At 69.8% G+C, this 26,926-nt stretch carries 1 protein-coding gene; it reads left to right on the top strand.

The features are described 5' to 3' along the window. The first annotated feature begins 112 nt into the window (after positions 1–112). Complete coding sequence (locus ACNJ7E_RS14760) at positions 113–26,899, top strand: non-ribosomal peptide synthase/polyketide synthase (RefSeq protein ID WP_418340219.1); 26,787 nt, start codon at positions 113–115, stop codon at positions 26,897–26,899. Positions 26,900–26,926: the final 27 nt, after the last annotated feature.

The raw sequence follows: 26,926 nt of genomic DNA, 5'->3' as shown, positions 1-26,926 counted from the left end.
CCGAGCCCACGCGTACAGCACGATCAGTACAGCGTGGGAGACCGGTGTCGGTTGGTCCGTCTCACGCGCAGGACTTGCGCATCCAAGGTCTTCTACCCGCTGGGGGAACGAGATGACGACTGTGAATTCGCCGCAGCCGAATAACGGCGCCGAAGATGTGAACGTTCCCGAAGGGGCCTTCCCGCTCTCCTCGGTGCAACGCAGCATGTGGTTCGCCCAACAACTGAGCCCCACCGTTCCGAAGTTCATCGCCCAGTACATCGAGTTGCGGGGCGAGATCGACCTGGACCTGTTGAGCGATGCGGCGGTCCGGGCGGGTCAGGAGTTCCAGTCGCCGTTCCTGCGACTGCTGGACGTCGACGGGGAGCCCTACCAGGCGGTCGATTTCAGCATCGACCCGTCGATCGGCTTCCTCGACTTCCGGGGCGAGTCCGACCCGATGGCTGCCGCGCAGGTGTGGATCGACGAGGATTACGCGACGCCGCTCCGGCTCACCCGGGACCGGCTCGTCGAGATGAACGTTCTCCAGGTCGGTGAGCAGCACTACCTGTGGTACACCAGGATTCACCACGTCGCGCTCGACGGATACAGCGGTATGACCATGGTGAACCGGATCGCGGCGCTGTACACGGCGGCGGTCGAGGGCACCGAACCGGAACCGAACCGTGCGCTGGATCTGCGCGACCTCTACGAGCTGGACCAGAAGTACCGGGCGTCGAGCCGCTTCGAGAACGACCGGTTGTACTGGGCCGAACGCATTGTCGGCATCGAGCACGGGTCGACGCTCGCCACCCACGACGCGCCCGCGGCGGCGAAGAGCCGGCTCGAGAGCGCGAAGATCTCCGACACCGCACTGGGTTTCCTCGGAGAGTCGGATCAGCGGGTCGGCGCCACGTCGGCGGCGGTACTGCTCGCCGGGTTCGCCTGCTATCTGTCCCGGATGACGGGCAAGCGGGACGTGCTCATCAACCTGCCGGTGTCGGCGCGCACCACGGCGCCGTTGCAGCGTTCCGGTGGCATGCTCGTCAACGTCGCCCCGCTGCGGATCACCGTCCGCCCGGAGGACACGGTGGCCGAGCTCGTGCAGCGAACGCAGCTCGAACTGATGGGTGCGCTACGCCATCAGCGGTGCAGCCTCGAGGACATCCGCCGCGATGCCGGGCTCGCCGGGACCGCGGAGGGCCTCGCCGGCCCGATGGTGAACGTCATGCTGTTCCACCAGGCGTTCACTCTCGGCACGGTCACGGGCGAGTACCACATCGTGACATCGGGCCCTGTGGACGACCTGCTGGTCAACATCTATCAGAGCGGTGACGGGCAGACGCTCCTCGATTTCCGCGGCAACCCCAACCGGTACGGCTCGGAGGAGTTGCGCGCCCACCACCGCAGGTTCGTGGAACTGGTCGAGGAGTTCGTCACGGCCGAGCCGCAGACACGGACCGCCGACATTCACGCCGAGAGTGCGCGCCTCGGCGCGCGGTTCCTCGAGCGGGAGGCCCAGCTCGCGTTCTGGAAGCGGGAGTTGGCCGGCCTGCCGGAGGTGACGGCACTGCCACTGGATCGGCCGCGTCCGGTTGAGCGGGCCGGGGCCGGCGAGGTGGTCGGGTTCGCCGTCGACGCGGACGTGCAGCGCCGCGCGGCACTGCTTGCCGAGGAGGCGGGCACCGGGATCTTCACCACGCTGCACGCCGCGCTGGCCGTACTCCTGGGCCGGCTGGGCGACACCGACGACGTCGTGATCGGAACGCCGGTCGTCGGGCGCGAGGCTTCCGACTCCGACGACCCGGAAGCCGGAGCATTCTTCAACAAGACCGTCCTGCGGTCGCAGGTGGACACCGCAACGTCGTTCGTCGACCACCTGAGCCGGGTCCGGGACGCCGACCGGGCCGCGTTCGCGCATGCGGCGCTGCCCTTCGACGATCTCGTCGCCACCCTCGGGGCCGAATCCGATCCCTCGCACGCCCCCCTGTTCCAGGTGATGCTCGAATTCACCGACGGTGGCCATCCGCACTACTCGTCCGGGGACGTGACGGTCAGCCCGATCCAGCGCGAACACCGCGCGCTGGGGCTGGATCTCGTGTTCTCCCTCACCGAATCGGAGACGGGCGGCATCATCGGCCGGTTGCGGTTCGCGACGGACGTGTGGGACCGCGCCGGCGCGGAGGCCCTGGCCGCGCGCTTCGTTCGCATCCTGCAGACGGTGACGGCGGACCCCGCCGCACCGATCGGGGACGTCGACCTCCTCGAGCAGGTCGAATACGCGGAACTCGCGCCGGTCCGCGACGAACCGTCGGTCGAGCCCCGCACGCTGCCCGCGTTGCTCGCGCGCGCCGTCGAGGCGGGCGGCGACGGGGACGCCCTCGCCTACCAGGGACGCACCCTGACCTACCCCGAACTCGACGCGCAGTCGGACCGTCTCGCCCGCATGCTGATCGGACACGGTGTGGGACCGGGTTCGGTTGTGGCGCTGGCGATCGCGCGGTCGATCGAATCGGTGCTGGCCACCTGGGCGGTCGCGAAGTCCGGGGCCGCGTTCGTCCCGGTCGACCCGAACTATCCGCCCGATCGCATCGAGCACATGCTCACCGATTCCGGTGCGGTCGTCGGCCTCACCGTGGCGGCGCACCGGTCGTCGCTGCCGGAGATCACGCCGTGGTTCGTGATGGACGACGCGTCGTTCGGCCGGGACCTGGCGCAGCACGCGGCCGGCACGGTCGCCGACCCCGACCGACTGCGGCCGCTGCGGACCGCGGATCCGGCCTACCTGATCTACACGTCCGGTTCCACCGGCACACCCAAGGGTGTCGTCGTCACTCACATCGGCCTGGCCAATTTCGCCGAGGACGAGCGGCAGCGGTTCGCCGTGACCGCGGAGTCCCGCACCCTGCACTTCTCCTCACCGAGTTTCGACGCGTCCATCCTGGAACTGCTTCTCGCGGTGGGTGCCGGCGCCACGATGGTGGTGGCGCCGTCGACGGTGTACGGCGGTACCGAACTCGCGGACCTGTTGCGTCGGGAACGGGTGACGCACGCGTTCGTGACCCCCGCCGCGCTGGCATCCGTCGATCCGACCGGCCTCGACCACATCCGGTGCGTCGTCACCGGTGGTGAGAGCTGTCCTCCTGCGCTGGTGGCGCAGTGGGCGCCGGGGCGGGTCATGTTCAACGCATACGGCCCGACCGAGGCCACCGTCGTCGCGAGCGTGGCCGGACCGTTGACGGTCGGTGAACCGGTGACGATCGGCCGCCCGTCCCGCGGTTGCGCTCTGCTGGTGCTCGATTCGCGGTTGCACCCCGTCCCGAGAGGGGTCCCCGGCGAGCTGTACATCACCGGTGACGGTGTGGCACGCGGGTACCACAATCGGTCGATCCCGACGGCCGAACGGTTCGTCGCCGACCCCCACGGGGCGCCCGGCGAGCGGATGTACCGCACCGGCGACCTGGCACGGTGGAACGCTGCCGGACAGCTGGAATACCTGGGCCGCACCGACTTCCAGGTGAAGATCCGCGGGTTCCGCATCGAACTCGGCGAGATCGACGCCGTCGTCCGCTCGCATCCGAGTGTGGCGTTCGCGACCACGGTCGGACGGACCGCACCGTCCGGCGACACCGTGCTGGTGACGTACGTGCTCCCCGAGGACGGGACGGACATCGTCGTCGGCGACATCCTCGAGCACGCCGCCGCCGCGCTGCCCGCGCACATGGTGCCCGCCCGGGTGATGGTGCTCCGCGAGGTCCCGCTGACCCCGGCGGGCAAACTCGACCGGAAGGCGTTGCCGGAACCGCAGTTCGAGGCCACCTCCACCGTCTATCGGGCGCCGGTGACCCCGACCGAGATGCAGATCGCGGAGGTGTTCGCGGCGCTTCTGGGAGTCGAGCGCATCGGCGTCGACGACAGCTTCTTCGACCTGGGCGGCGACTCCCTCGTCGCGACTCGCGTGGTGTCCCGGGTCAACGCGGCCCTGAGCACGGAGATCGGGGTGCTCGATCTGTTCGAGGCGCCCAGCGTCGCGTTGCTCAGTGCCCGCGTCGACGCTCTCGGGCCCCGCACCTCCGCCCGCCCCGTGCTCGCTCCGCGGGCCGGGTCCGGCCCGGTGCAGGTGTCGCTGGCGCAGCAGCGGATGTGGTTCATCAACCAGCTCGACACGGCCTCGCCCGCATACAACATTCCCGTCGGCATCCGGCTGCGCGGCACGCTCGACGTGGACGCGCTGCGGACCGCGGTGAGTGACGTCCTCGCCCGGCACGAGTCGCTGCGGACGGTGTTCCCGAACACCCCCAACGGTCCCATTCAGGTGGTTCTGCCGGTCGCCGAGGTGAGCCCGCACCTCGACGCGGTCGAGGTGGCCGAGAACGAGCTCGAATCCCGCCTGATCGCCGACGCCGCAACCGGTTTCGACGTCACCGTCGAACCGCCGATCCGGGCGGAGCTCTACCGCACCGCGACCGACGATCACGTGCTGGTGTTCGTGGTACACCACATCGCCGCCGACGGCCTGTCGATGACACCGCTGACCCGGGACGTGATGGTGGCCTACCACGCCCGCGCCGCAGGCGACACGCCGCAGTGGGCACCGCTCGAGGTGCAGTACGCCGATTTCGCGGTGTGGCAGCGCGAGCTGCTCGGTTCCCCCGACGATCCGACGAGCCTCCTCGCCCGCCAGCTGGCGTTCTGGGCCCGCACCCTCGACGGCGCCCCCGAGGTCATGGACCTCCCGACCGACCGGCCGCGCCCGGCCCGGCAGTCGATGATCGGCGCCACCGCCGACTTCTCGATCCCGGCGCGCATCCACGCCGCGCTGCTCGAGATCGCGGGCGCCAACGACGCCAGCCTGTTCATGGTGGTGCACGCCGCCCTCGCGGTCCTGCTGTCCCGGTCGAGCGGCTCGTCCGACGTGTCGATCGGATCCCCGGTCTCCGGTCGTGGCGAACGCCAACTCGACGACGTCGTCGGCATGTTCGTCAACACCGTCGTCCTGCGCACCACCGTCGACCCCGATCGCAGCTTCCCCGAGATCCTCTCCCACACCCGCTCCGTGGATCTGGAGGCGTTCAGCAACACCGATCTGCCGTACGAGCGGCTCGTCGACGAACTGAAGCCGACCCGCTCCGAGGCACATTCACCGCTGTTCCAGGTGATGCTGGTGCTGCAGGGATTCGCGAACACGCGGCTCGAGCTGCCCGGGCTCGACGTGGAGGTCGAGGCCCTCGAGACCGGCGCCGCCAAGTTCGACCTGCAGGTCATCCTCACCGAGCACACCGAGGAATCCGGCGCCCCGGGTGCGATCGACGTCCAATTCTCGTACGCGTCGGAACTGTTCGACCCGCCGACGATGACGGCGCTGGCCGAACGCTTCGTCACCTTGCTCGAGACCGTCACCGCCGGTTCGGACGCGAAGGTCGGCGATATCGACCTGATCGGTGCGGACGAGACCCACCGGATGCTCGCGCAGTGGATCGACACGGACGTCGCCGTGCCGGACTCGGCGACCTTGGTCGGCCTGTTCGAGGCGCAGGTGGCCCGGACCCCGGACGCCGTGGCCGTCGTGTTCGCCGAAGAGGAACTGCTGTACGCGGAATTCGATGCCCGCGCCAACCGGCTGGCACGCGAACTCCTTGCCCGCGGCGTCGGACCCGAATCCCGGGTCGCCGTCGCCCTGCGCCGTTCACTCGAGCTGATGATCGCGATCTACGCGGTCGAGAAGACCGGGGCAGCGTACGTTCCGCTCGACCCCGATCACCCCGCCTCGCGAATCGCCTACGTGATCGAGAGCGCCGAGCCCGCATGCGTTCTCACCTCCTCCCGCGACCGGTGCGAGGGCGTCGACGGCGCGGCCGGTGCGTCCGTGATCGAGATCGACACCCTGAACCTGTCCCGGCGGCCGAGTACCCCGATCACCGACGCCGAGCGGGGCGGTCCGATCCACCCCGATTCGACCGCCTACGTGATCTACACGTCCGGATCGACCGGCCGTCCCAAGGGGGTCGCCGTCAGCCACCGCGCGATCGTGAACCGCTTGCTGTGGATGCAGGACACGTACCGGATGGACCACACGGACGTGGTGCTGCAGAAGACACCCGTCACGTTCGACGTGTCCGTGTGGGAACTGTTCTGGCCCCTCGAGGTCGGTGCGCGACTCGTCCTCGCCGCGCCGGACGGTCACCGCGACCCGACCTACCTGTCCCACATCATCGCCGACCACCAGGTCACCACCATGCACTTCGTGCCGTCGATGCTCGCGGTGTTCACGGCAGGCGCCGAACCGGAACTCTGCGGTTCGCTGCGCCAGGTGTTCTGCAGTGGTGAGGCGCTGCCGCCCGCCACCGCCGACGCGTTCCGGGAATTCGGGTCCGCGGCGCTGCACAACCTGTACGGCCCGACGGAGGCCGCGGTCGACGTCACCTACTGGGAGTGCACGGAAGGCGACCGGGCCTCGGTCCCGATCGGGGCGCCCGTGTGGAACACGCAGGTGTACGTCCTCGACTCCCGGCTGCACCCCGTGCCGGTCGGCGTGCACGGCGAGCTGTACCTGGCCGGCATCCAGCTGGCCCGCGGCTATGTCGGCCGCAGCGATCTGACCTCCGACCGGTTCGTGGCGAACCCGTTCGGCGCGCCGGGACAGCGGATGTACCGCACCGGCGACGTCGTCCGCTGGCGTGCCGACGGCAACATCGAGTACATCGGACGCCGCGACTTCCAGGTCAAGCTCCGCGGTCAGCGCATCGAACTCGGCGAGGTCGAGGCGGCCGTGCTGGCGCACCCGTCGGTGGCGCAGGCGGTCGTGACCGTGCACCGCAGCGAGGCCACCGGCGAAAGCCTTGTCGGCTACGTGATTCCCGTGGCCGGCGCCGACATCGACACCGCCGTCGTGCGCGACGCGGCGGCGGAGGCGCTGCCCGCCTACATGGTGCCGACCCGGATCATCGTGCTCGACCGGTTCCCGCTCGGGGCGACCGGCAAGCTGGACCGGGGAGCCCTGCCCGAGCCGGAGTTCCTCAGCCCGTCCGCAGAATTCGTCACCCCGCGGAACCCGATCGAGGAGATCCTCGCGTCGATCTTCGCGGATCTGCTCGACGCGCCCCGGATCGGTGTGTACGACAGCTTCTTCGACCTCGGCGGCAACTCACTGGTGGCCACCCGGCTGGTGGCGCGGGTGAACGCCGCGCTGGGCAGCCGGATCGGGGTCCGGGAGATCTTCGACGCCCCGACCGTCGCGACCCTGGCAACCCGGATCGAATCCGAGGCCGTGCAGGGGGCCGAACGCCCGCCGCTGGTGGCCGGGGTGCGCCCCGACCGACTGCCGGTCTCGCTGGCGCAGAAGCGCATGTGGTTCATCAACCAGTTCGACCTCGACTCCCCGGCCTACAACATCGCGCTCGCGGTGCGGTTGACGGGCGACCTCGACGAGGACGCGATGCAGGACGCCGTCGCCGACGTGATGGACCGGCACGAGTCGTTGCGCACCCGGTTCCCGATGGTGGAGGGCGAACCCGTCCAGGTGATCCTGCCGACCGAGGACGTGGTGCCCGATCTGTCGCCGATCGCGACGACGGAAGCAGAACTGCCCGAGCACATCTCGCGACTCGCGGGCGCCGGGTTCGACGTCACCGTGTCGGTGCCGGTGCGCGCCGCCCTGTTCCGTACCGATCCCGGCGAGCACGTTCTCGTCATCGTCGTCCACCACATCAGCGCCGACGGCTTCTCCATGGCCCCGCTCGCCCGGGACGTGATGACCGCCTACGCGGCCCGCACCGGGGGACAGGCACCGGACTGGACGCCGCTGCCGGTGCAGTACGCCGACTTCGCGCTCTGGCAGCACCGGGTGCTCGGCAACGCCGACGACCCCGACAGCCTGCTGGCCGCCCAGCTCGACTACTGGACGCACACGCTCGCCGGGCTTCCGGAACTCCTCGCGCTGCCGACGGACCACCCCCGGCCGGTGCAGCAGTCGATGCGCGGCGGCATCCACTCGTTCAGCATCGACCCGCAGGTGCACAGCCGGTTGATCACAACTGCCCGCGAACACAATTCGAGTGTGTTCATGGCCGTGCACGCGGCGCTCGCCGTGCTCCTGGCGCGGCTGGGCGACACGGACGACGTGTCGGTGGGCACCCCCATCGCAGGTCGTGGCGACGCCGCCCTGGACGACATGGTCGGCATGTTCGTCAACACCCTGGTGTTGCGCACCCCGGTCGAACCGGCCGGCACGTTCACCGATCTACTGTCCACGGTCCGCGACACCGACCTGAGCGCGTTCCACCACGCGGATCTGCCGTTCGAGCGGCTGGTCGACGCGATCTCACCCGAACGCGCGACGTCGCATTCGCCGCTGTTCCAGGTGGTGCTCGAGTTCCGCAACAACGAGCGCCCGCGGCTGGAGCTGCCCGGGTTGACCGTCACCGGCCTCGACCTGGCCACCGACATCTCCAACTTCGACCTGCAACTCACCCTCACCGAGGAATTCGGGGTGTCGGGGGAGCCCGCCGGGATCTCCGCGGCCTTCACGTACGCGTCGAGCCTGTTCGACGCGTCCACGATCGCCGGCTTCGCCGACTACCTGCAGCGGATCTTCGACGCGGTGACGTCCGAACCGGGCATGGCCGTCGGTGACATCGACCTGATGGTGGCGTCCGAACGTGCGGCCCTCACCCCGGTGATGGACGGGCCCGACGCCGAACCGCGGACCCTGCCCGAACTGCTCGCGGCCGCGGCCTCCGTGGATCCCAAGGCGGCCGCGCTGTCCTACGAGGGCCGTGAGGTGACGTATCGCGATCTCGACGAGCGGTCGAACCGTCTCGCCCGCTTGCTGATCGGGCGCGGCATCGGCCCGGAATCGGTGGTGGCGCTGGCGCTGGCGCGGTCGCCGGAGTCGGTGCTGTCACTGTGGGCCGTCGCCAAGACCGGTGCCGCGTTCGTCCCGGTCGACCCGAACTACCCGACCGACCGGATCGTCCACATGCTCAGCGACTCCGGTGCGGCGCTCGCGCTCACCGTCGCCGAGTTCCGTCCCACGCTGCCGGACTGCACGTCCTACGTCGTGGTCGACGCACCCGGATTCGACGACGAGGTGAGCGCGCACTCCGCCGCGGTCGTCACCGACGCCGACCGGACACACCCGCTCGCGCTGGAGAACCCGGCCTACCTGATCTACACGTCCGGGTCCACCGGCACCCCGAAGGGCGTCGTCGTCACCCACCGCGGCCTGGCGAACTTCGCCACCGACGAACGCGTCCGCTTCGGGGTCACGCCGCGGTCGCGCACGCTGCACTTCTCGTCGCCGAGCTTCGACGCGTCGATCCTGGAATTGCTGCTCGCGGTCGGCTCCGGCGCGACCATGGTGATCGCTCCGGCGTCCGTCATCGGCGGCACCGAACTCGCCGACGTGCTCCGGGAAGGCCGGGTCACGCACGCGTTCATCACCCCGGCGGCCATGGCGTCCGTGGACCCCGCGGGCCTCGACCAGCTCGAGTGTGTCGCCACCGGCGGCGACGTGTGCCCGCCGGAGCTGGTGGCGCAGTGGGTGACCGGGGGCAGGCGGATGTTCAACGCCTACGGCCCCACCGAGGCGACGGTCGTGTCCAGCGTGACGGGACCGATGATTCCCGGTGAGGGCGTCACCATCGGCCGTCCGCCGATGGGAACCGGGGAGATGGTGCTCGATTCACGCCTGCACCCGGTGCCCAACGGGGTGACCGGCGAACTGTACGTCACCGGTTCCGGTCTGGCCCGCGGCTACAAGGACCGGGCGGGCACGACGGCGGAGCGTTTCGTCGCCAACCCGTACGGCGGCCTCGGGGCCCGCATGTACCGGACCGGCGACCTGGCGCGCTGGAACGGTGCCGGCCAGCTCGAGTACCTGGGCCGCAGCGACTTCCAGGTGAAGATCCGCGGTTTCCGCATCGAACTCGGCGAGATCGAGACCGCCCTCACGCGCTACCCGGGGGTCGCCCGTTCGGTGGTGTCCGCGCACAAGGGCAGCACCGGAGCCAACCGGCTCGTCGGGTACCTCGTCCCCACGGCGGGCACGGAACTCGACCCGGAAGCCGTCCTCGATTTCGTCGGCGGATTCCTCGCCCCGTACATGGTGCCGTCCGCGCTGATCGTCCTCGACGAGTTGCCGCTCACCCCCGCAGGCAAGCTGGATCGCCGCGCGCTGCCCGAACCCGACTTCGGCGCCCGGGTGTCGACCGGCCGCGCGCCGGTGTCGGAGATGGAGGAGGTGCTCGCCGGACTGTTCGCCGAGGTCCTCGGTCTGGAATCGGCCGGTGTCGAGGACTCGTTCTTCGCCCTCGGCGGCGACAGCATCATGTCGATCCAGTTGGTGGCCCGCGCGAAGGCGGCGGGTGTGGTGCTGACCCCGCGGGACGTGTTCGAGGCCAAGACCGTTGCCGGTCTCGCCGCGGTGGCGTCGTGGGTGGGGGCCGCCGACATCGTCGTCCTCGACGAACTGCCCGGTGGCGGAGTCGGCGACATGCCGACCACCCCGATCACGAAGTGGCTGCTCGAACGGGGCGGCGAGTTCAACCGCATGTCGCAGTCGGCGCTGCTGACCGCACCGCCGAACCTGCGCGAACTCGAACCCCTGAGCGCCACGTTCCAAGCCGTCCTCGACCGGCACGACATGCTGCGCGCGCAGCTGATCGTCTCCGCCGAGGACTCGCACCTCGCCGTCCGCCCGGTCGGCGCGGTCGACGCACAGGACCTGATCCGCCGGGTCCCCGTGTCCACCGCCCCGGGAACCCCGGCGTTCGCGGCGACGGTGATCGCGGAACTCGACGCCGCGCTGGACCGACTCGATCCCGCGGCCGGCGTCATGGTGCAGGTGGTGTGGTTCGACGCCGGGGAATCCGGCGGCCGCCTGCTCGTCGTCGCGCATCACCTCGTCGTCGACGGTGTGTCGTGGCGCATCCTCGTCCCCGACCTCGCGACAGCCTGGGCGCAGATCTCGGCAGGCCAGGAACCGGTCCTCGAACAGGTCGGCACGTCCATGCGCCGGTGGGCGCACGGACTGGTCGACGAGGCGGCGAACCGGGCAGCCGAACTGGACCTGTGGCAGCGCATCCTCGACTGCGAGGACCCACTCGTCGGCAGCCGCCCGCTCGACCCCGACATCGACGTCAACGCGACCGTCGGCCGCGTCACCGTGCAGCTGCCCGCCGAGGTCAGCGAAGCCGTCCTCACGGCCCTGCCGGAGGCCATCCACGGCAGCGTGAACGACGGACTCCTCACCGCGCTGGCGATGGCGGTCACCCAGTGGCGGCGCACCCGCGGCCACACCCTGCACGGCCGGTCCGTCGACGGGACCCTGGTGAGCCTCGAGGGTCACGGCCGTGAAGACCAGGTCGTGCCGGGCGCCGATCTGGGCCGCACCGTCGGCTGGTTCACAGCGATGTTCCCGGTGCGTCTCGACCTGTCCGGCATCGACCTCGACGACGCGTTCGACGGCGGAAAGGCCGCCGGCTCCGCGATCAAGGCGATCAAGGAACAACTGCTCGCGATCCCGGATCACGGCATGGGTTACGGCATGCTGCGGTACCTCAACGCCGACACCGCCCCGCTGCTCGCGGCCCGCTCGCTGCCGCAGATCAGCTTCAACTACCTGGGACGCTTCGCCGCCGACCTGTCCGAAGCGGCCACCCGCGCCGGCTGGACGCCGACCGGTGAAGTCGACATGGACCGTGCGCAGGACCTCGACACCCCGGTCACCTCGGCCATCGACGTCAACGCGGTCACCACCGAGGTGGAGGACCGGCCTCAACTGCGCGCCACCTGGGCGTACGCGGCCGGTGTCCTGACCGTCGCCGAGGTCCGGGAACTCGCCGAACTGTGGGTCCGGGCGCTCACCGCGCTCACGACGTACGCGGCCCGCCCCGACGCCGGCGGCGTGACCCCGTCCGACCTCGAACTGGTCAGCCTCGACCAGGACGCCATCGACCGCATCGAATCGCGCTTCCCGGCGCTGTCCGACATCTGGTCGCTGTCGCCGCTGCAGTCCGGACTGCTCTTCCACGCACTGCTGGCCGATCAGACGATCGACTCGTACACGGTGCAGGTGACTCTCGAACTGCGCGGTGCCGTGCCGTCCCGCATGCGGGTGGCCGGGCAGGCCCTGCTCGACCGGCACGCGAACCTGCGGGCGTCGTTCGTCTACGACGAGGGCGGCACCCCCGTCCAGGCGATCCACGGATACGCCGAGCTGCCCTGGACGGAGATCGACCTGTCCGGTCTGGACGCGGAGAGCCGCGAGGCCGAGATCGTGCGACTCCTCGACGCCGACCGGCGCCGCGGGTTCGACATGGCCACCCCGCCGCTGTTGCGGTTCATGCTGATCCAGATCGGTGGGGACGAGCAGCGCCTGATCATCACCAACCACCACATCCTGCTCGACGGCTGGTCGATGCCGCTGCTGATCCGCGACCTCCTCACCCTGTACGCCACGGAGGGTGACGCCACGGCGCTGCCGCGGGTGCACCCGTACCGCGACTACCTCGCGTGGATGTCGCACCGCAGCACCGAGGACTCTCTCGGTGTGTGGCGGCGTGCCCTCGCCGGGGTGGAGGAGCCGACGCTGCTCGCGCCCGCCGACGCGTCGGTGCAGAGCGACACGCAGTCCAATGAACTGCTCGTCGAACTCGACGTCGACCGGACCGATCAGCTGAGTGTGCTCGCACGCGAGCACGGTCTGACCCTCAGCACCCTGATCCGCACCGCGTGGGGAATCGTGCTGGGCGGCTTGGTCGGTCGCTCCGATGTGGTCTTCGGTGGGACGGTGTCCGGTCGGCCTCCGCAGATCGCGGGGATCGAGTCGATGGTGGGCCTGTTCATCAACACCCTGCCGGTGCGCGTGGTTCTCGACCCGCGGGAAACGCTGGGGGAGTTGCTCGAACGCATCCAGGGCGAGCAAGCCGCGCTGCTCGACCACCATTACGTCGGACTGACGGACATTCAGTCGGTGGCCGGTCCCGGTGCCGGTTTCGACACGCTGACCGTGTTCGAGTCGTATCCCGTCGATCGGGAAGGGCTGACCGAGCAGACCGACATCGCCGGCATGCACGTCCTCGACGTGCACGACAGCGCGAACGCCGCCCACTACCCGCTCGCGCTGATCGCCTCGGCGCACGAGAACCTGCAGCTGAAGCTCGAGTACGTCGAGGAGCTGTTCGACCGGGCCGACGTGGAGCGGATCGGCGACCGGATCGTCCGGGCGCTGATCGCGCTCGCCGAGCATCCCGGGATGAAACTGGCGCAGCTGCGTCTGCTCACCGACGTCGAGGAGGCCGAACTGGTTCCGGCCCGCGGCCCGTCCGGCCGCTCCGTGCGAACACTGCCGCAGATGTTCACCGACACGGCCGCCGCCGCGGGGGACGCGACCGCACTCGTGTTCGGGGACCGCCGGATGTCCTACCGGGAACTGGACGAACGGTCCAACCAGCTCGCGCGTCTGCTCATCGACCGCGGCGTCGGCCCGGAAGACATCGTGGCCCTAGGTATCTCACGGTCCATCGAATCGGTCCTGGCGGTCTGGTCGATCACCAAGACCGGCGCGGCGTTCGTTCCGGTCGATCCGACCTACCCGCGTGAGCGGGTCGAGCACATGGTCACGGATTCCGGGTGCACGTTCGGTCTCCGCCTGGACGCCGACCACGGCCGGCTCCCCGACGCGGTCAGCTGGCTGACCCTCGACGACGCCGAGACCGCGACGGCCGTTCGGGCGATGTCCACCGACACCGTCACCGACGACGACCGCGTCGCCCCCCTGCGCTTCGCACACCCGGCGTACGTCATCTACACGTCCGGCTCCACCGGCAAGCCGAAGGGCGTGGTGGTCAGCCACCGCGGTCTCGACAATTTCGCCGAGGAGCAGCGGACCCGCTACGCGACCGATTCCACGTCGCGGGCGTTGCACTTCTCCTCACCGAGCTTCGACGCCTCGGTCCTCGAATACCTGCTGTCGTTCGCCGTCGGCGCGACCATGGTGATCGTGCCGCCGTCCGTGTACGGCGGCGAGGAACTCGCGGAGTTGATCCGCAGCGAGAGCGTCACCCACGGGTTCGTCACCCCCGCGGCGCTGGCCTCCGTCGACCCCGAGGGGCTCGACGTGTTCCAGAACGTGGTCGCCGGCGGCGAGGCCGTCCCGCCTGAACTGGTGACCCGCTGGGCGCCTGGCCGCACCATGTACAACGGCTACGGTCCCACCGAGACCACCATCATGAGCAACCTCAGCGACCACCTGCAGGCGGGGGAGACGGTCACCATCGGTGCCCCCGTCCGCGGCGTCTCCGAGGTGATTCTCGACTCGCGGCTGCAACCGGTCTCCGTCGGCGTCGCCGGCGAGCTCTACATCTCCGGTGAGGGCCTGGCCCGCGGCTATCATGCACGCGCCGGGCTGACCAGCGAGCGGTTCGTCGCCAACCCCTACGGCGGGCCGGGCGACCGGATGTACCGCACCGGCGACCTCGCGCGGTGGCGGTCCGATCACACGGTCGAATACCTGGGCCGCACCGACTTCCAGGTGAAGATCCGCGGGTTCCGCATCGAGCTCGGCGACATCGACAGCGCGCTCGCCGCGCATTCGTCCGTGGCGTTCGCCGTCACCCTCGGGCGTCCCGGCCCCGCCGGCGACACCGTACTCGTCTCCTACGTGCTGCCGGAGACCGAGTCGGCACTCGAACCGCCGGAACTGAAGGAGTGGACGGCGAACCTGCTGCCCGCACACATGGTGCCGTCCAGCATCATGATCCTGGACGAGATCCCGCTCACCCCCGTCGGCAAGCTCGATCGGGCAGCGCTGCCCGAACCGCAGTTCCTGCCCACGTCGGACGACTTCCGGCCGCCGTCGACGGTCCTCGAACACACGATCGCCGACGTCATCACCACCGTCCTGGGCATCGAACGGGTCGGCATCGACGACAACTTCTTCGACATCGGCGGAAACTCGCTGATCGCGACCCGTGTCGCCGCGCGCCTGACCGCGGAACTGGACACCGACATCGGTGTCCGCACCCTGTTCGAGGCGCCGACGATCCATCAGCTGGCCCGCCTCATCGAGTCGACGGCATTCGCACCCGCGCAGGACGGCGCCCACGTCCGGATCCCGCTCGGCCCGATGCCGCGGCCCGCGCACGTGCCGGTGTCCCTGGCGCAGAAGAGGATGTGGTTCCTCAACCAGTTCGACACGTCGTCGGCGGCCTACAACATTCCCCTGGCCGTGCGGCTGACCGGTCACCTGGACGTGGAGTCGCTGCGCGCGGCGGTGACGGACGTCTTCGTCCGCCACGAATCGTTGCGGACCGTGTTCCCGTCCCACGACGGCGAACCGACCCAGGTGGTCCTCTCGCCGGGTCAGTGGACGCCGAACCTCGAGATCGTCGAGGTGTCCGAGGACGAACTGAGGGAGCACATCGCCGGTCTCGCGACCGCCGGCTTCGACGTGACGGCCGACGTGCCGATGCGGTCGGCGCTGTTCGCACTCGCCCCCGACGACCACGTGCTCGTCATCGTGGTGCACCACATCTGCGCCGACGGGTTCTCGCTCACCCCGCTCGCCCGGGACGTCATGACCGCCTACGCCGCCCGCATCGCGGGGAGCGCACCGCAGTGGAACCCACTGTCGGTGCAGTACGCCGACTACACCCTGTGGCAGCTGCAACTGCTGGGCGACGAGAGCGACGCCGAATCGCTGATCTCCCAGCAACTCCGGTACTGGACGGATCAGCTGGCCGACCTGCCCGAACTCCTGCAGCTGCCCACCGACCGGGCGCGGCCGGTCCAGCAGTCGTTCCGCGGTGCGCAGGTCGACTTCACGATTCCGGCGGACGTGCACCGGGCGCTGGCGGCGTTGGCGCGCAAGCACAACTCCACCATGTTCATGGCCGTCCACGCGGCCCTGTCGGTGCTGCTGTCGGCGCTCTCGTCGACCGAGGACATCGCGGTCGGCACACCCATCGCCGGCCGCGGTGACGCGGCACTCGACGACATGGTCGGCATGTTCGTCAACACCCTGGTGCTGCGGAGCGCTGTCGACCCGGCGGCGGGTTTCGGCGCCCTGATGGATCAGGTGCGGGCCACCGACCTGGCCGCGTTCCACCATTCGGACCTGCCGTTCGAGCGGCTCGTCGACGTTCTCGCGCCGGAGCGCTCCACCGCGCACTCGCCGCTGTTCCAGGCGCTGCTCGAGTTCCGGAACAACGAGACGCCGCGGCTCGAGCTCCCGGAACTGACCGCGGCCGCCGTCGATTTCGATCTCGAGGTCGCCAAGTTCGACCTGCAGCTCAGCGTCGAGGAAGGATTCGACGCGGACGGGGTGGCGTCGGGTATCGCCGCGTCGTTCATCTTCGCCACCGATCTGTTCGACGCCGGCACCGTCCGGACGTTCGCCGACCGGTTCCTGCGCATCCTCGGTGCCGTCACGTCCGACCCGCTGGCCCCGGTCGGGGACATCGTGATCACCGACGCCGCCGAGCGGTCGGCGATGGCGACCGAATGGAACACCGCCGGACTCGACGCGGGCACCGACACCCTCGCGGACCGGTTCGCCCAGAGCGTGGCCCGGTTCCCCGACGCCACGGCCGTGACGTCGGAGGACGTGGCACTGACGTACGCGGAGCTCGACGCCCGGTCGAACCGGCTGGCCCGCCTGCTCATCTCCCAGGGGGTGGGGCCGGAAACGCTGGTGGCCGTGGCGCTTCCACGCACCTGCGATCTGATCATCGCCCTGCTGGCGGTGATCAAGACCGGCGGCGGCTACCTGCCCGTCGACATCACCTACCCGGCGGACCGGCTGGCGTTCGTGTTCGAGGACGCCGCACCGAACTGTGTCATCACCACCACGGGGGACGTCTCCGCCCTGCCGGATTCGGAGACCCCGGCGATCCTGCTCGACGACCCCGAAACCACCGCCGACCTCGCGCAGCAGTCGCCGGCGACGATCACCGACGCCGACCGGCTGGCGCCGCTCGACTCCGCGTCGGTGGCGTACGTCATCTACACCTCCGGGTCGACGGGCCGCCCCAAGGGCGTGGTCGTCTCGCACCGCAACGTGCTGACGCTGTTCGCGAACACGCAGCCGCTGTACGGGTTCGACGAGAACGACGTGTGGACGATGTTCCACTCGTACGCGTTCGACTTCTCCGTGTGGGAGCTGTGGGGTCCGCTGCTCTATGGCGGCCGACTCGTCGTCGTCGACTACTACACGGCGCGGTCGCCGGAAATGTTCCACGAACTCCTGCGGAACGAGCAGGTCACCGTACTCAACCAGACCCCGACCGCGTTCTACCAGCTCGCCGAGACCGACCGCATCGTCTCGGAGATCGACGTGAACGCGGCGGCACTGGCCCTGCGGTACGTGATCTTCGGTGGTGAGGCGCTCGACCTCGGACAGCTCGGCCGCTGGTACTCGCGGCACGACGACTCCGCCCCGACGCTGGTGAACATGTACGGCATCACCGAGACGACGGTCCACGTCAGCTACCTCGCGCTCGACCGCGAATTCGCCGAGTCCGCGTCGGCCAGCGTGATCGGCCGCGGAATCGCCGGGCTGCACGTCCACGTCCTCGACCGGCGCCTGCACCCGGTTCCCCCGGGCACCATCGGGGAGATGTACGTGTCGGGTGACCAGGTGACCCGCGGCTACCTCGGCCGGGCCGGGCTCAGTTCGACCCGGTTCGTGGCCGACCCGCTCCGGCCCGGGGCCCGGATGTACCGCACGGGTGACCTGGCGCGCTGGAACACCGACGGCCAGCTCGAGTACCTGGGCCGCAGCGACTTCCAGGTCAAGATCCGTGGTTTCCGCATCGAACTCGGCGAGATCGAATCCGCGCTGCTCCGGTACCGCGGCATCGCCCAGGCCGTCGTCCTCACCCGCGACGACGGGCACGGCGGTCACCGGCTGATCGGCTACGTGGTTCCGGAATCCGGCGCCACCGTCGAGGTGTCGTCCGCGCTCGAGTTCGTCGGCACCCAGCTCACCTCGTACATGGTGCCCGCCACCCTGGTGGTGCTCGACGCACTGCCGTTGACGAGCAACGGCAAACTCGACCGCCGCGCGTTGCCGGAACCCGACTTCGGGGCCCGGGTGTCGGCGGGCCGCGCCCCGGCCACGGAGATGGAAACCGTCCTTGCCGGTCTGTTCGCCGAGGTACTCGGTCTGGAATCGGTGGGTGTGGACGACTCGTTCTTCGCACTCGGCGGCGACAGCATCATGTCGATCCAGTTGGTGGCCCGGGCGAAGGCCGCCGGTGTGGTGCTCACCCCGCGGGACGTGTTCGAGGCCAAGACCGTTGCCACGCTCGCCGAGGCCGCCTCTTGGGCGGGCGCCGCCGACGTGGTGGTCCTCGACGAACTGCCGGGCGGCGGGATCGGCGAGATGCCGGTCACCCCGATCACCGCGTGGCTGCTCGAACGCGGCGGCGACTTCCGCCGCTACACCCAGACCGCGCTGCTGTCCCTGCCCGCCGCGGCCGACGAGACACTGCTGAAGCGCACGATCGCGGCCGTCGTGGATCACCACGACATGCTGCGGGCGCGTCTCCTCGGTGCCGAGCCGCAGTGGCGGATCGAGGTGCAGGCCGTGGGCGCGGTCGACGTCGACGACGTGCTGCACCGCGTCGAGGTCGCGTCGGTGGTCGGTTCCGGGTTCGCGGAGGTCGCGACCCGTGAACTCGATGCCGCGGCAGGACGACTGGACCCCGAGGCCGGGGTCATGCTGCAGATGGTGTGGTTCGACGCCGGCGACGAGGGCGGGCGGCTGCTGGTCGTGGCCCACCACCTGGTGGTCGACGGTGTGTCGTGGCGGATCCTCGTCCCCGACCTGGCGACCGCGTGGGCGCAGGTCTCCGCCGGTCAGGAACCGGCCCTCGAACCGGTCGGCACGTCGATGCGGCGCTGGTCGCACGGCCTCGTCGAGGCGACACGCGAACGCGCCGGCGAGATCGAACTGTGGCGCCGGGTGCTCGAGGCCGACGACCCGCTCATCGGATCGCGTCCGCTCGACGCCGCGGTCGACGTGGCCGGGACCGTCGAGAAGGTGACCGTGGAGGTGCCCGCCGACGTGACGGACGCACTGCTCACGCGTGTTCCCGAGGCGTTCCACGGCGGCGTCAACGACGGACTGCTCACCGCGCTGGCGCTGGCACTGGCCCAGTGGCGGCGCACCCAGGGCGACTTCACGCGCGAATCGCTGGTCAGCCTCGAAGGCCACGGCCGCGAGGACCAGGTGCTGCCGGGCGCCGACCTGGGCCGCACCGTCGGCTGGTTCACGGCGATGTTCCCGGTGCGCCTGGACCTGTCGGGCATCGACCTCGACGACGCGTTCGCCGGTGGCAAGGCCGCGGGGTCCGCGGTCAAGGCGATCAAGGAACAGTTGCTGGCCATCCCGGATCACGGCATCGGCTACGGCATGCTCCGCTACCTGGACCCGGAGAGCGCGGATCAACTGCGGGCGCTGGCGAAGCCGCAGGTCACGTTCAACTACCTGGGCCGGCTGGGCGGCGCGACGTCCACCGACATCCACGGTCACGCCTGGGTTCCGGTGACGGACACGAAGCTCGACGACATCCCCGCCTCCGACATCCCGGTGGCGTCGGCGCTCGACATCAACGCCGTCACCGGCACCGGGGCCGACGGCAACCGGCTGCGGGCCACGTGGGCGTTCCCGACCGGGGTCCTCACCCCGTCCGAGGTCCGCGCACTCGCCGACCTGTGGGTGCAGGCGCTGACCGCGCTGACCACCCACGTCGCGCGGCCCGACGCCGGCGGTGTGACCCCGTCCGATCTGGACCTGGTCACCCTCGACCAGGACGCGATCGACCGGCTCGAGGCCCGGTTCCCGGCACTGTCGGACATCTGGTCGCTGTCACCGCTGCAGTCCGGGCTGCTGTTCCACGCCCAGTTCTCGGACGCCTCGGTCGACCCGTACCTGGTGCAGCTGGCGCTGAAACTGCGCGGAAACATCGACCCGGACCGGATCCGCCGGGCCGGACAGGCCCTGCTGGACCGGCACCCCAACCTGCGGGCCGCGTTCGTCCACGACAGTGCGGGCGCCTCCGCGCAGATCATCCAGCAGCACGTGGAACTGCCGTGGTCGGAGTTCGACCTCTCGGCACTCGACCCCGACGAGACCACCCGCGAATACGACCGGATCGTGGCACGGGACCGGTCGGTGAAGTTCGACATGGCGAACGCGCCGCTGCTGCGGCTGGCCCTCGTCCGGCTCACCGAGGAGGACTACCGGCTGATCCTGACCAACCACCACATCCTGCTCGACGGCTGGTCGACTCCGCTGGTCATCCGCGACCTGCTGACGCTGTACGCGTTGGACGCCGACGGCAGCCTGCTGCCCCGGGTCCACTCCTACCGCGACTACCTGTCGTGGATGAAGCGCCACGACACCACGGACTCCCTCGACGCCTGGCGCACCGCGCTCGACGGGGTCGAGGAGCCGACCCTCCTTGCCCCGCTGGAGCGGGGTGAGGCGCACTCCGTCGTCGCGGAGGAGACCGCCTTCACACTGTCGGTGGAGCAGACCACCCGGTTGCGGGACCTGAGCCGGGAACGCGGGCTCACCCTCAACACCGTCGTCCAGACGGCGTGGGGAATCGTGCTGGGCGGCTTGATCGGCCGCTCCGACGTGGTGTTCGGCGGTACGGTCTCGGGCCGGCCGCCGCAGATCGCGGGCATCGAATCGATGGTGGGTCTGTTCATCAACACCCTGCCGGTGCGGGTGACCCTCGACCCGTGGGAGTCGCTGGGCGAGCTGCTCGAACGTGTGCAGAGCGAACAGGCCGCACTGCTCGATCACCACTACCTGGGTCTGACCGACATCCAGTCGGCGGTCGGCGGCGGCGGTGCGTTCGACACGCTGACCGTGTTCGAGTCGTACCCGGTCGACGAGGCGGGGCTGACGGAACAGACCGACATCGCTGGGATGTTCGTCACCGGCATCGACGGCAAAGACTCCGCGCACTACCCGCTCGCCGTCGTCGCCTCCGGGGACGCGCGGCTGAACTTCAAGTTCGAGTACCTCCCCGAGGTCTTCGAGGAAAGCGCGGTCGACGAGATCGCGGACCGGCTGCAGCGGGTGCTCGACGCCCTCGCCGACCGACCCGAGATTCCGCTCGCCCACATGCAACTGCTCACCGAGGCCGAACTCGCCGAGTTCGCGCCGGTGCGCGGCCGTCCCGGGTTCTCCGTCCGGACGCTGCCGCAGATCTTCGAGGACGCGGCCGCCCTGGATCCGAACCGCACGGCGCTGACGTTCGAGGGCCGCAACGTGTCCTACCGGGAACTCAACGAACGCTCCAACCAGCTCGCGCGGGTGCTCATCTCCCGCGGCGCCGGCCCGGAGACGTTCGTGGCGCTCGGCATTCCCCGATCGATCGAGTCGGTCCTCGCCGTGTGGGCGGTGGCCAAGACGGGTGCCGCATTCGTCCCCGTCGACCCGAACTACCCGATGGACCGCATCGAGCACATGCTCACCGATTCGGGTGCCACCATCGGATTGACCATGGCCGCGTACGAGAAGGCGCTGCCCGACTCGGTGCCGTGGCTGCAGCTCGACTCGCCCAAATTCGAGAAGGCCTGCCAGTCGAAACCGGCTCTGCCGGTGGCCGATTCGGATCGGCGGTCGCCGATAAGCCTCGACAACGCCGCCTACATCGTCTACACCTCTGGTTCGACGGGGAAGCCGAAGGGCGTCGTGGTCACCCACGAGGGCCTCGACAACTTCGCCGAGGACCAGCGGCAGCGTTTCGCCGCCGCGCAGACGTCCCGCACCCTGCACTTCTCGACGCCCAGCTTCGACGGGTCGGTGTTCGAGTACCTGCAGGCCTTCGGGGTCGGCGCCACGATGGTGATCGCCCCGCCGACGGTGTACGGCGGAGCGGAACTGGCCGAACTGATCAGGTCCGAACACGTCACCCACGCGTTCGTCACCACCGCGGCGCTGTCCACGGTCGACCCGACGGGGCTCGACGAATTCCAGCACGTCGTGTTCGGCGGCGAGGCGTGCCCGCCGGAACTGGTGACCCGCTGGGCGCCCGGCCGGCAACTGTCCAACGCGTACGGGCCCACCGAGACCACGGTGATGGCGAACATCAGCGACCCGATGACGGTGGGCGACCCCATCACCCTCGGCGGCCCGATCCGCGGAGTCGGTGAGCTCGTGCTGGATTCACGTCTCCAGCCGGTGCCCGTCGGGGTGCCCGGCGAGCTGTACATCACCGGTGCCGGTCTCGCCCGCGGCTACCACCGGCGCCCGGAACTGAGCAGCCAGCGGTTCGTCGCCAACCCGTTCGGGGAGGCGGGGGAGCGGATGTACCGCACCGGCGACATCGTCCGGTGGCGCGCCGACCACACCGTCGAGTACGTGGGCCGCAGCGACTTCCAGGTGAAGATCCGCGGTTTCCGCATCGAACTCGGCGAGATCGACAACGAGATCGCCACGTTCCCCGGGGTCAGCTTCGCCGCGACCCTCGGTGTTCCCGGCCCGTCCGGTGACACGGTGCTGGTGACCTACCTGCTGCCCAACACGGCCGGCGGCGTCGATCCGGCCGAACTCACCGCGCACCTGTCGACCCGGCTCCCCGCGCACATGGTGCCGACGAGCGTCATGTTCCTGGACGAGATCCCGTTGACCCCGGTGGGCAAACTGGACCGGTCGGCGCTGCCCGCCCCCGAGTTCCACGTCACCACCACCGAGTTCCAGCCGCCGACCAACGACCTCGAACGCAAGATCGTGGACATCTTCGCCGATGTCCTCGGTGTCGAACGGATCGGTATCGACGACAACTTCTTCGATCTCGGCGGAAACTCGCTGGTCGCCACCCGTGTCACGGCGCGGTTGCGGGATGCCCTCGACACCGACATCGGTGTGCGTGCCCTGTTCGAGGCCCCCGACGTCCGGTCGCTGGCCGCACGCGTCGCCGACAGTGTGAGTGGCGGCGCCCGCCCGGCCCTCGCGCCGGTCGAACGGCCCGACCGGATTCCGCTGTCGCTGGCACAGAAGCGGATGTGGTTCCTCAACCAATTCGACACGTCCTCACCGGCCTACAACATTCCGTTGGCCGTCCGGCTGACCGGAACCCTGGACGAGGACGCCCTGCGGCTGGCGATGGCCGACGTCCTCGAACGGCACGAGACGCTGCGCACCGTCTTCCCGACGGTCGACAACGAACCGACCCAGCGGATCCTGCCCGCCGCCGATGCGCAACCGGGCGTCGACACCGTCGCGGTGGCGGCGGAGGACTTGCCGCGGCACATCATGGATCTGGTGTCCCGTGGGTTCGACGTCAGCACCGACGTGCCGGTCCGCGCGGCCCTGTTCCGGATTGCGCCCGACCATCACGTGCTGACGATCGTGGTGCACCACATCAGCGCGGACGGATTCTCCCTGGCGCCGCTCGCCCGCGACGTCATGGTGGCGTACACGTCACGGCTCGGCGGCGACGGCCCGCAGTGGGATCCGCTGCACGTCCAGTACGCCGACTACACGCTGTGGCAGCATGCCGGACTCGGCTCGGAGAACGATCCCGAATCGATGATCAACCAGCAGTTGCGGTTCTGGTCGGAGACGCTGGCCGGGGTGCCGGACGTCATCCAGTTGCCGACCGACCGGCCGCGCCCGATCCAGCAGACGTTCGAGGGTGATCGGGTCGAGTTCGCGATCGACGCCGACCTCCATCAGCGGCTCACGGCACTGGCCCGGGCCAACAACGCCACCATGTTCATGGCCGTCCACGCCGCGCTGGCGGTTCTGCTGTCGAGGCTCGGCAGCACCGACGACGTCGTCATCGGCACCCCCGTCGCCGGGCGCGGTGAAGCCGCACTCGACGACATGGTCGGCATGTTCGTCAACACCCTGGTCCTGCGGAACCGGATCGACCCGGCGTCGACGTTCACCGAACTGGTGCAGCGGATCCGGGAAACGGACCTGGCCGCGTTCCAGCACTCGGATCTGCCGTTCGAGCGCCTCGTCGAGGAGCTCAACCCGACCCGGTCCACGTCGTACTCGCCCCTGTTCCAGGTGGCCCTCGAGTTCCAGAACAACGAGAACCCGACGCTGGAACTGCCGGATCTGCGGGTCGAGAACGTGGACCTCGAAACCAAGGTGGTGAAGGAAGACCTCGAGGTGATCCTCGCCGAGCAGTTCGATCAGGACGGCGCGCCAGCGGGTGTCGCCGGCGGACTCGACTTCGCCGTCTCCCTGTTCGACCGCGGGACCGCACGCTCGATCGCGGACCGGTTCGTCCGGATCCTCGCGGCCGTCACCGCCGACCCGGACCGGCCGATCGGCACCCTCCCGCTGCTCGACGAGGCGGAGATCGAGGAGATGGTCCCGGCGCGCGGCAAGCCCGACGTGCGCCCCGAGGTGTGGCCCGACCTGCTCACGGCCGCCGCGGCACTCGACCCCGATTCGGTGGCGTTGTCCTTCGAGGACCGGCAGGTCACCTACCGCGAACTCGACGAATGGTCCAACCGGCTGGCGCGGGTGCTGTGCGCCCAGGGAGTCGGGCCGGAGACGTTCGTGGCCATCGGAATGCCGCGATCGATCGAGGAAGTCGTGTCGATCTGGTCGGTCGCGAAGTCGGGTGCGGCGTTCGTGCCCGTCGACCCGACTTACCCGCGGGACCGCATCGACTACATGCTGACCGACTGCCGGGCGTCCGTCGGCCTGACCGTCGCCGGCCGTCGCGACAACCTGCCGGACACCGTGTCGTGGCTGGTGCTCGACGACGAGTCCTTCGCCGAGCAGGTCGCGGCCGTCTCCTCGGCGCCGGTCACCGACGCCGACCGCACACGCCCGCTCCATCTGGCCCACCCGGCGTACCTGATCTACACGTCGGGATCGACCGGTAAGCCGAAGGGTGTCATCGTCACTCACCGCGGCATGGCCAACCTCACCGCGGAGGAGCACGAACGGTTCCAGGTCACGCACGAGTCCCGGGTCTCGCATCTGGCGTCCCCGAGCTTCGACGCGTCGATCTTCGAGCTGATGATGGCGTTCGGCGCGTCGGCCCGGGTCGTGATCGTGCCGCCCACCGTCTTCGGTGGCACGGAGCTGGCGGACCTGTTCCGGCGCAACGCGGTGACACACGCGTTCATCACGCCCACCGCGCTGTCGTCGATCGAGGACGTGGGACTCGAATCGCTCCGTGTCCTCGCGGTGGCCGGTGAGGCCTGCCCGCCGGAGCTGGTGGAGATCTGGGGTAAGCACCGCAACATGCACAACGGCTACGGGCCCACGGAGACGACCATCCAGGCGAGCGTCAGCGCCCCGATGCGTCCGGGTGGCGTCGTGAACATCGGCGCCCCCGCGCTGGGATTCGGTTCGCTGGTCCTCGACGAGCGCCTGCAGCCGGTCCCGGTCGGTGTGCCCGGCGAGCTCTACATCACCGGCCCCGGACTGGCACGCGGGTACCACAACCGGTCGGCGCTGACGTCGGAGCGGTTCGTCGCCTGCCCGTTCGGCGAGCCCGGTCGCCGGATGTACCGCACCGGCGACGTGGTGCGCTGGCGCGGCGACCACACCATCGAGTACATCGGCCGCACCGACTTCCAGGTGAAGGTCCGCGGCTTCCGCATCGAACTCGGTGAGATCGACGCCGTCCTCGCCCGCCACCCCGCGGTCGCGTTCGCGGCCACCATCGGTCACACCGGACCGTCCGGCGACACGCTCCTCGCGTCGTACGTGCGGGCGGCCGAGGGACACGATCTCGAGCCGGCGGAGTTGCGTACCCACGCAGCCGACCGCCTGCCCGCGCACATGGTCCCGTCCGCGGTGGTCGTCCTCGATCAGATCCCGATGACCCCGGTCGGCAAACTCGACCGCAAGGCGCTGCCCGCGCCCGAGTTCGGCACCACCGGCGCGGCCTTCCGGGCCCCGACGACGGCGACCGAGCACATCATCGTCGAGGCGTTCGCCGAGGTGCTGGGCGTGGACCGGGTCGGCACCGCCGACAGCTTCTTCGACCTCGGCGGCAATTCGATCGTCGCCACCCGGGTGATCACGGTGCTGCAGGAACGCCTCGGACGGCAGATCCCGTTGCAGTCCATGTTCCTGGACCCGACCCCCGCCGGTCTGGCACTGCGCGTCGACACCGAGAACGCGGCCGGGTCGCCGGTCGACGAGGCGCTCGGCGTGGTCATCCCGCTGCGGCCGACAGGGGACAAGCCGCCCCTGTTCTGCATCCATCCCGGGATCGGGCTGTCGTGGGGTTACGCGGGTCTCCTGCAGCACCTCTCGCAGGACCGGCCGGCGTTCGGCCTGCAGTTGCCGATTATCAGCGGTGGCCCGAGCTTCGAGTCGATCGAGCAGCTGGCGCACCAGTACGTGCTGGAGATGCGCAAGGTCCAGGCGCACGGGCCCTACCACCTGCTGGGCTGGTCGCTCGGCGGCGTCATCGCCCACGCGATGGCCGTCGAACTGCGGCGGGAAGGGGAGGCGGTCGACACGCTGGCCGTCATGGACAGCTACGTGACCGACGGGACCGACCAGGGCCCGGAGAGCCTCACCGTGTCCGAGTTGCTCCACGGCCTCGGGCTGGACCTCGAGTCCGTCTCCGAGGAGGAACTCACCTACGAGCGGGCAGTCGAGTTGCTGGACGACGCGTTCGGGCAGAAGACGGGACTGACCCCGCAGCACCTGGAGCGGATCAGCGCCGGATTCACGAACTCCTCGCGGATCATGAACAACTTCCGCCCGCAGGTGTTCGACGGGGATCTGCTGTTCTTCACGGCCGCCGGATCGGCGTCGACGGAACAGCATTCGCCGGACGAGTGGCGGAGTTCCGTCACCGGAGGCATCCGGGAAGTGAAGATCGAGTGCGAGCACAATCAGATGATCGAACCCGAGGTCCTGGCCGTGGTGGGGCCGGTCCTCGAGGATTATCTGAGCGCGCATTGACCCGTTTTCGTTGCGTCGGGCCCGCCC

The sequence above is a fragment of the Rhodococcus mengyinensis genome (assembly GCF_048381435.1).
GTDB classification, from domain to species: Bacteria; Actinomycetota; Actinomycetes; order Mycobacteriales; family Mycobacteriaceae; genus Rhodococcus_F; species Rhodococcus_F opacus_D.
This window is presented reverse-complemented; position numbering and strand designations above follow the sequence as displayed.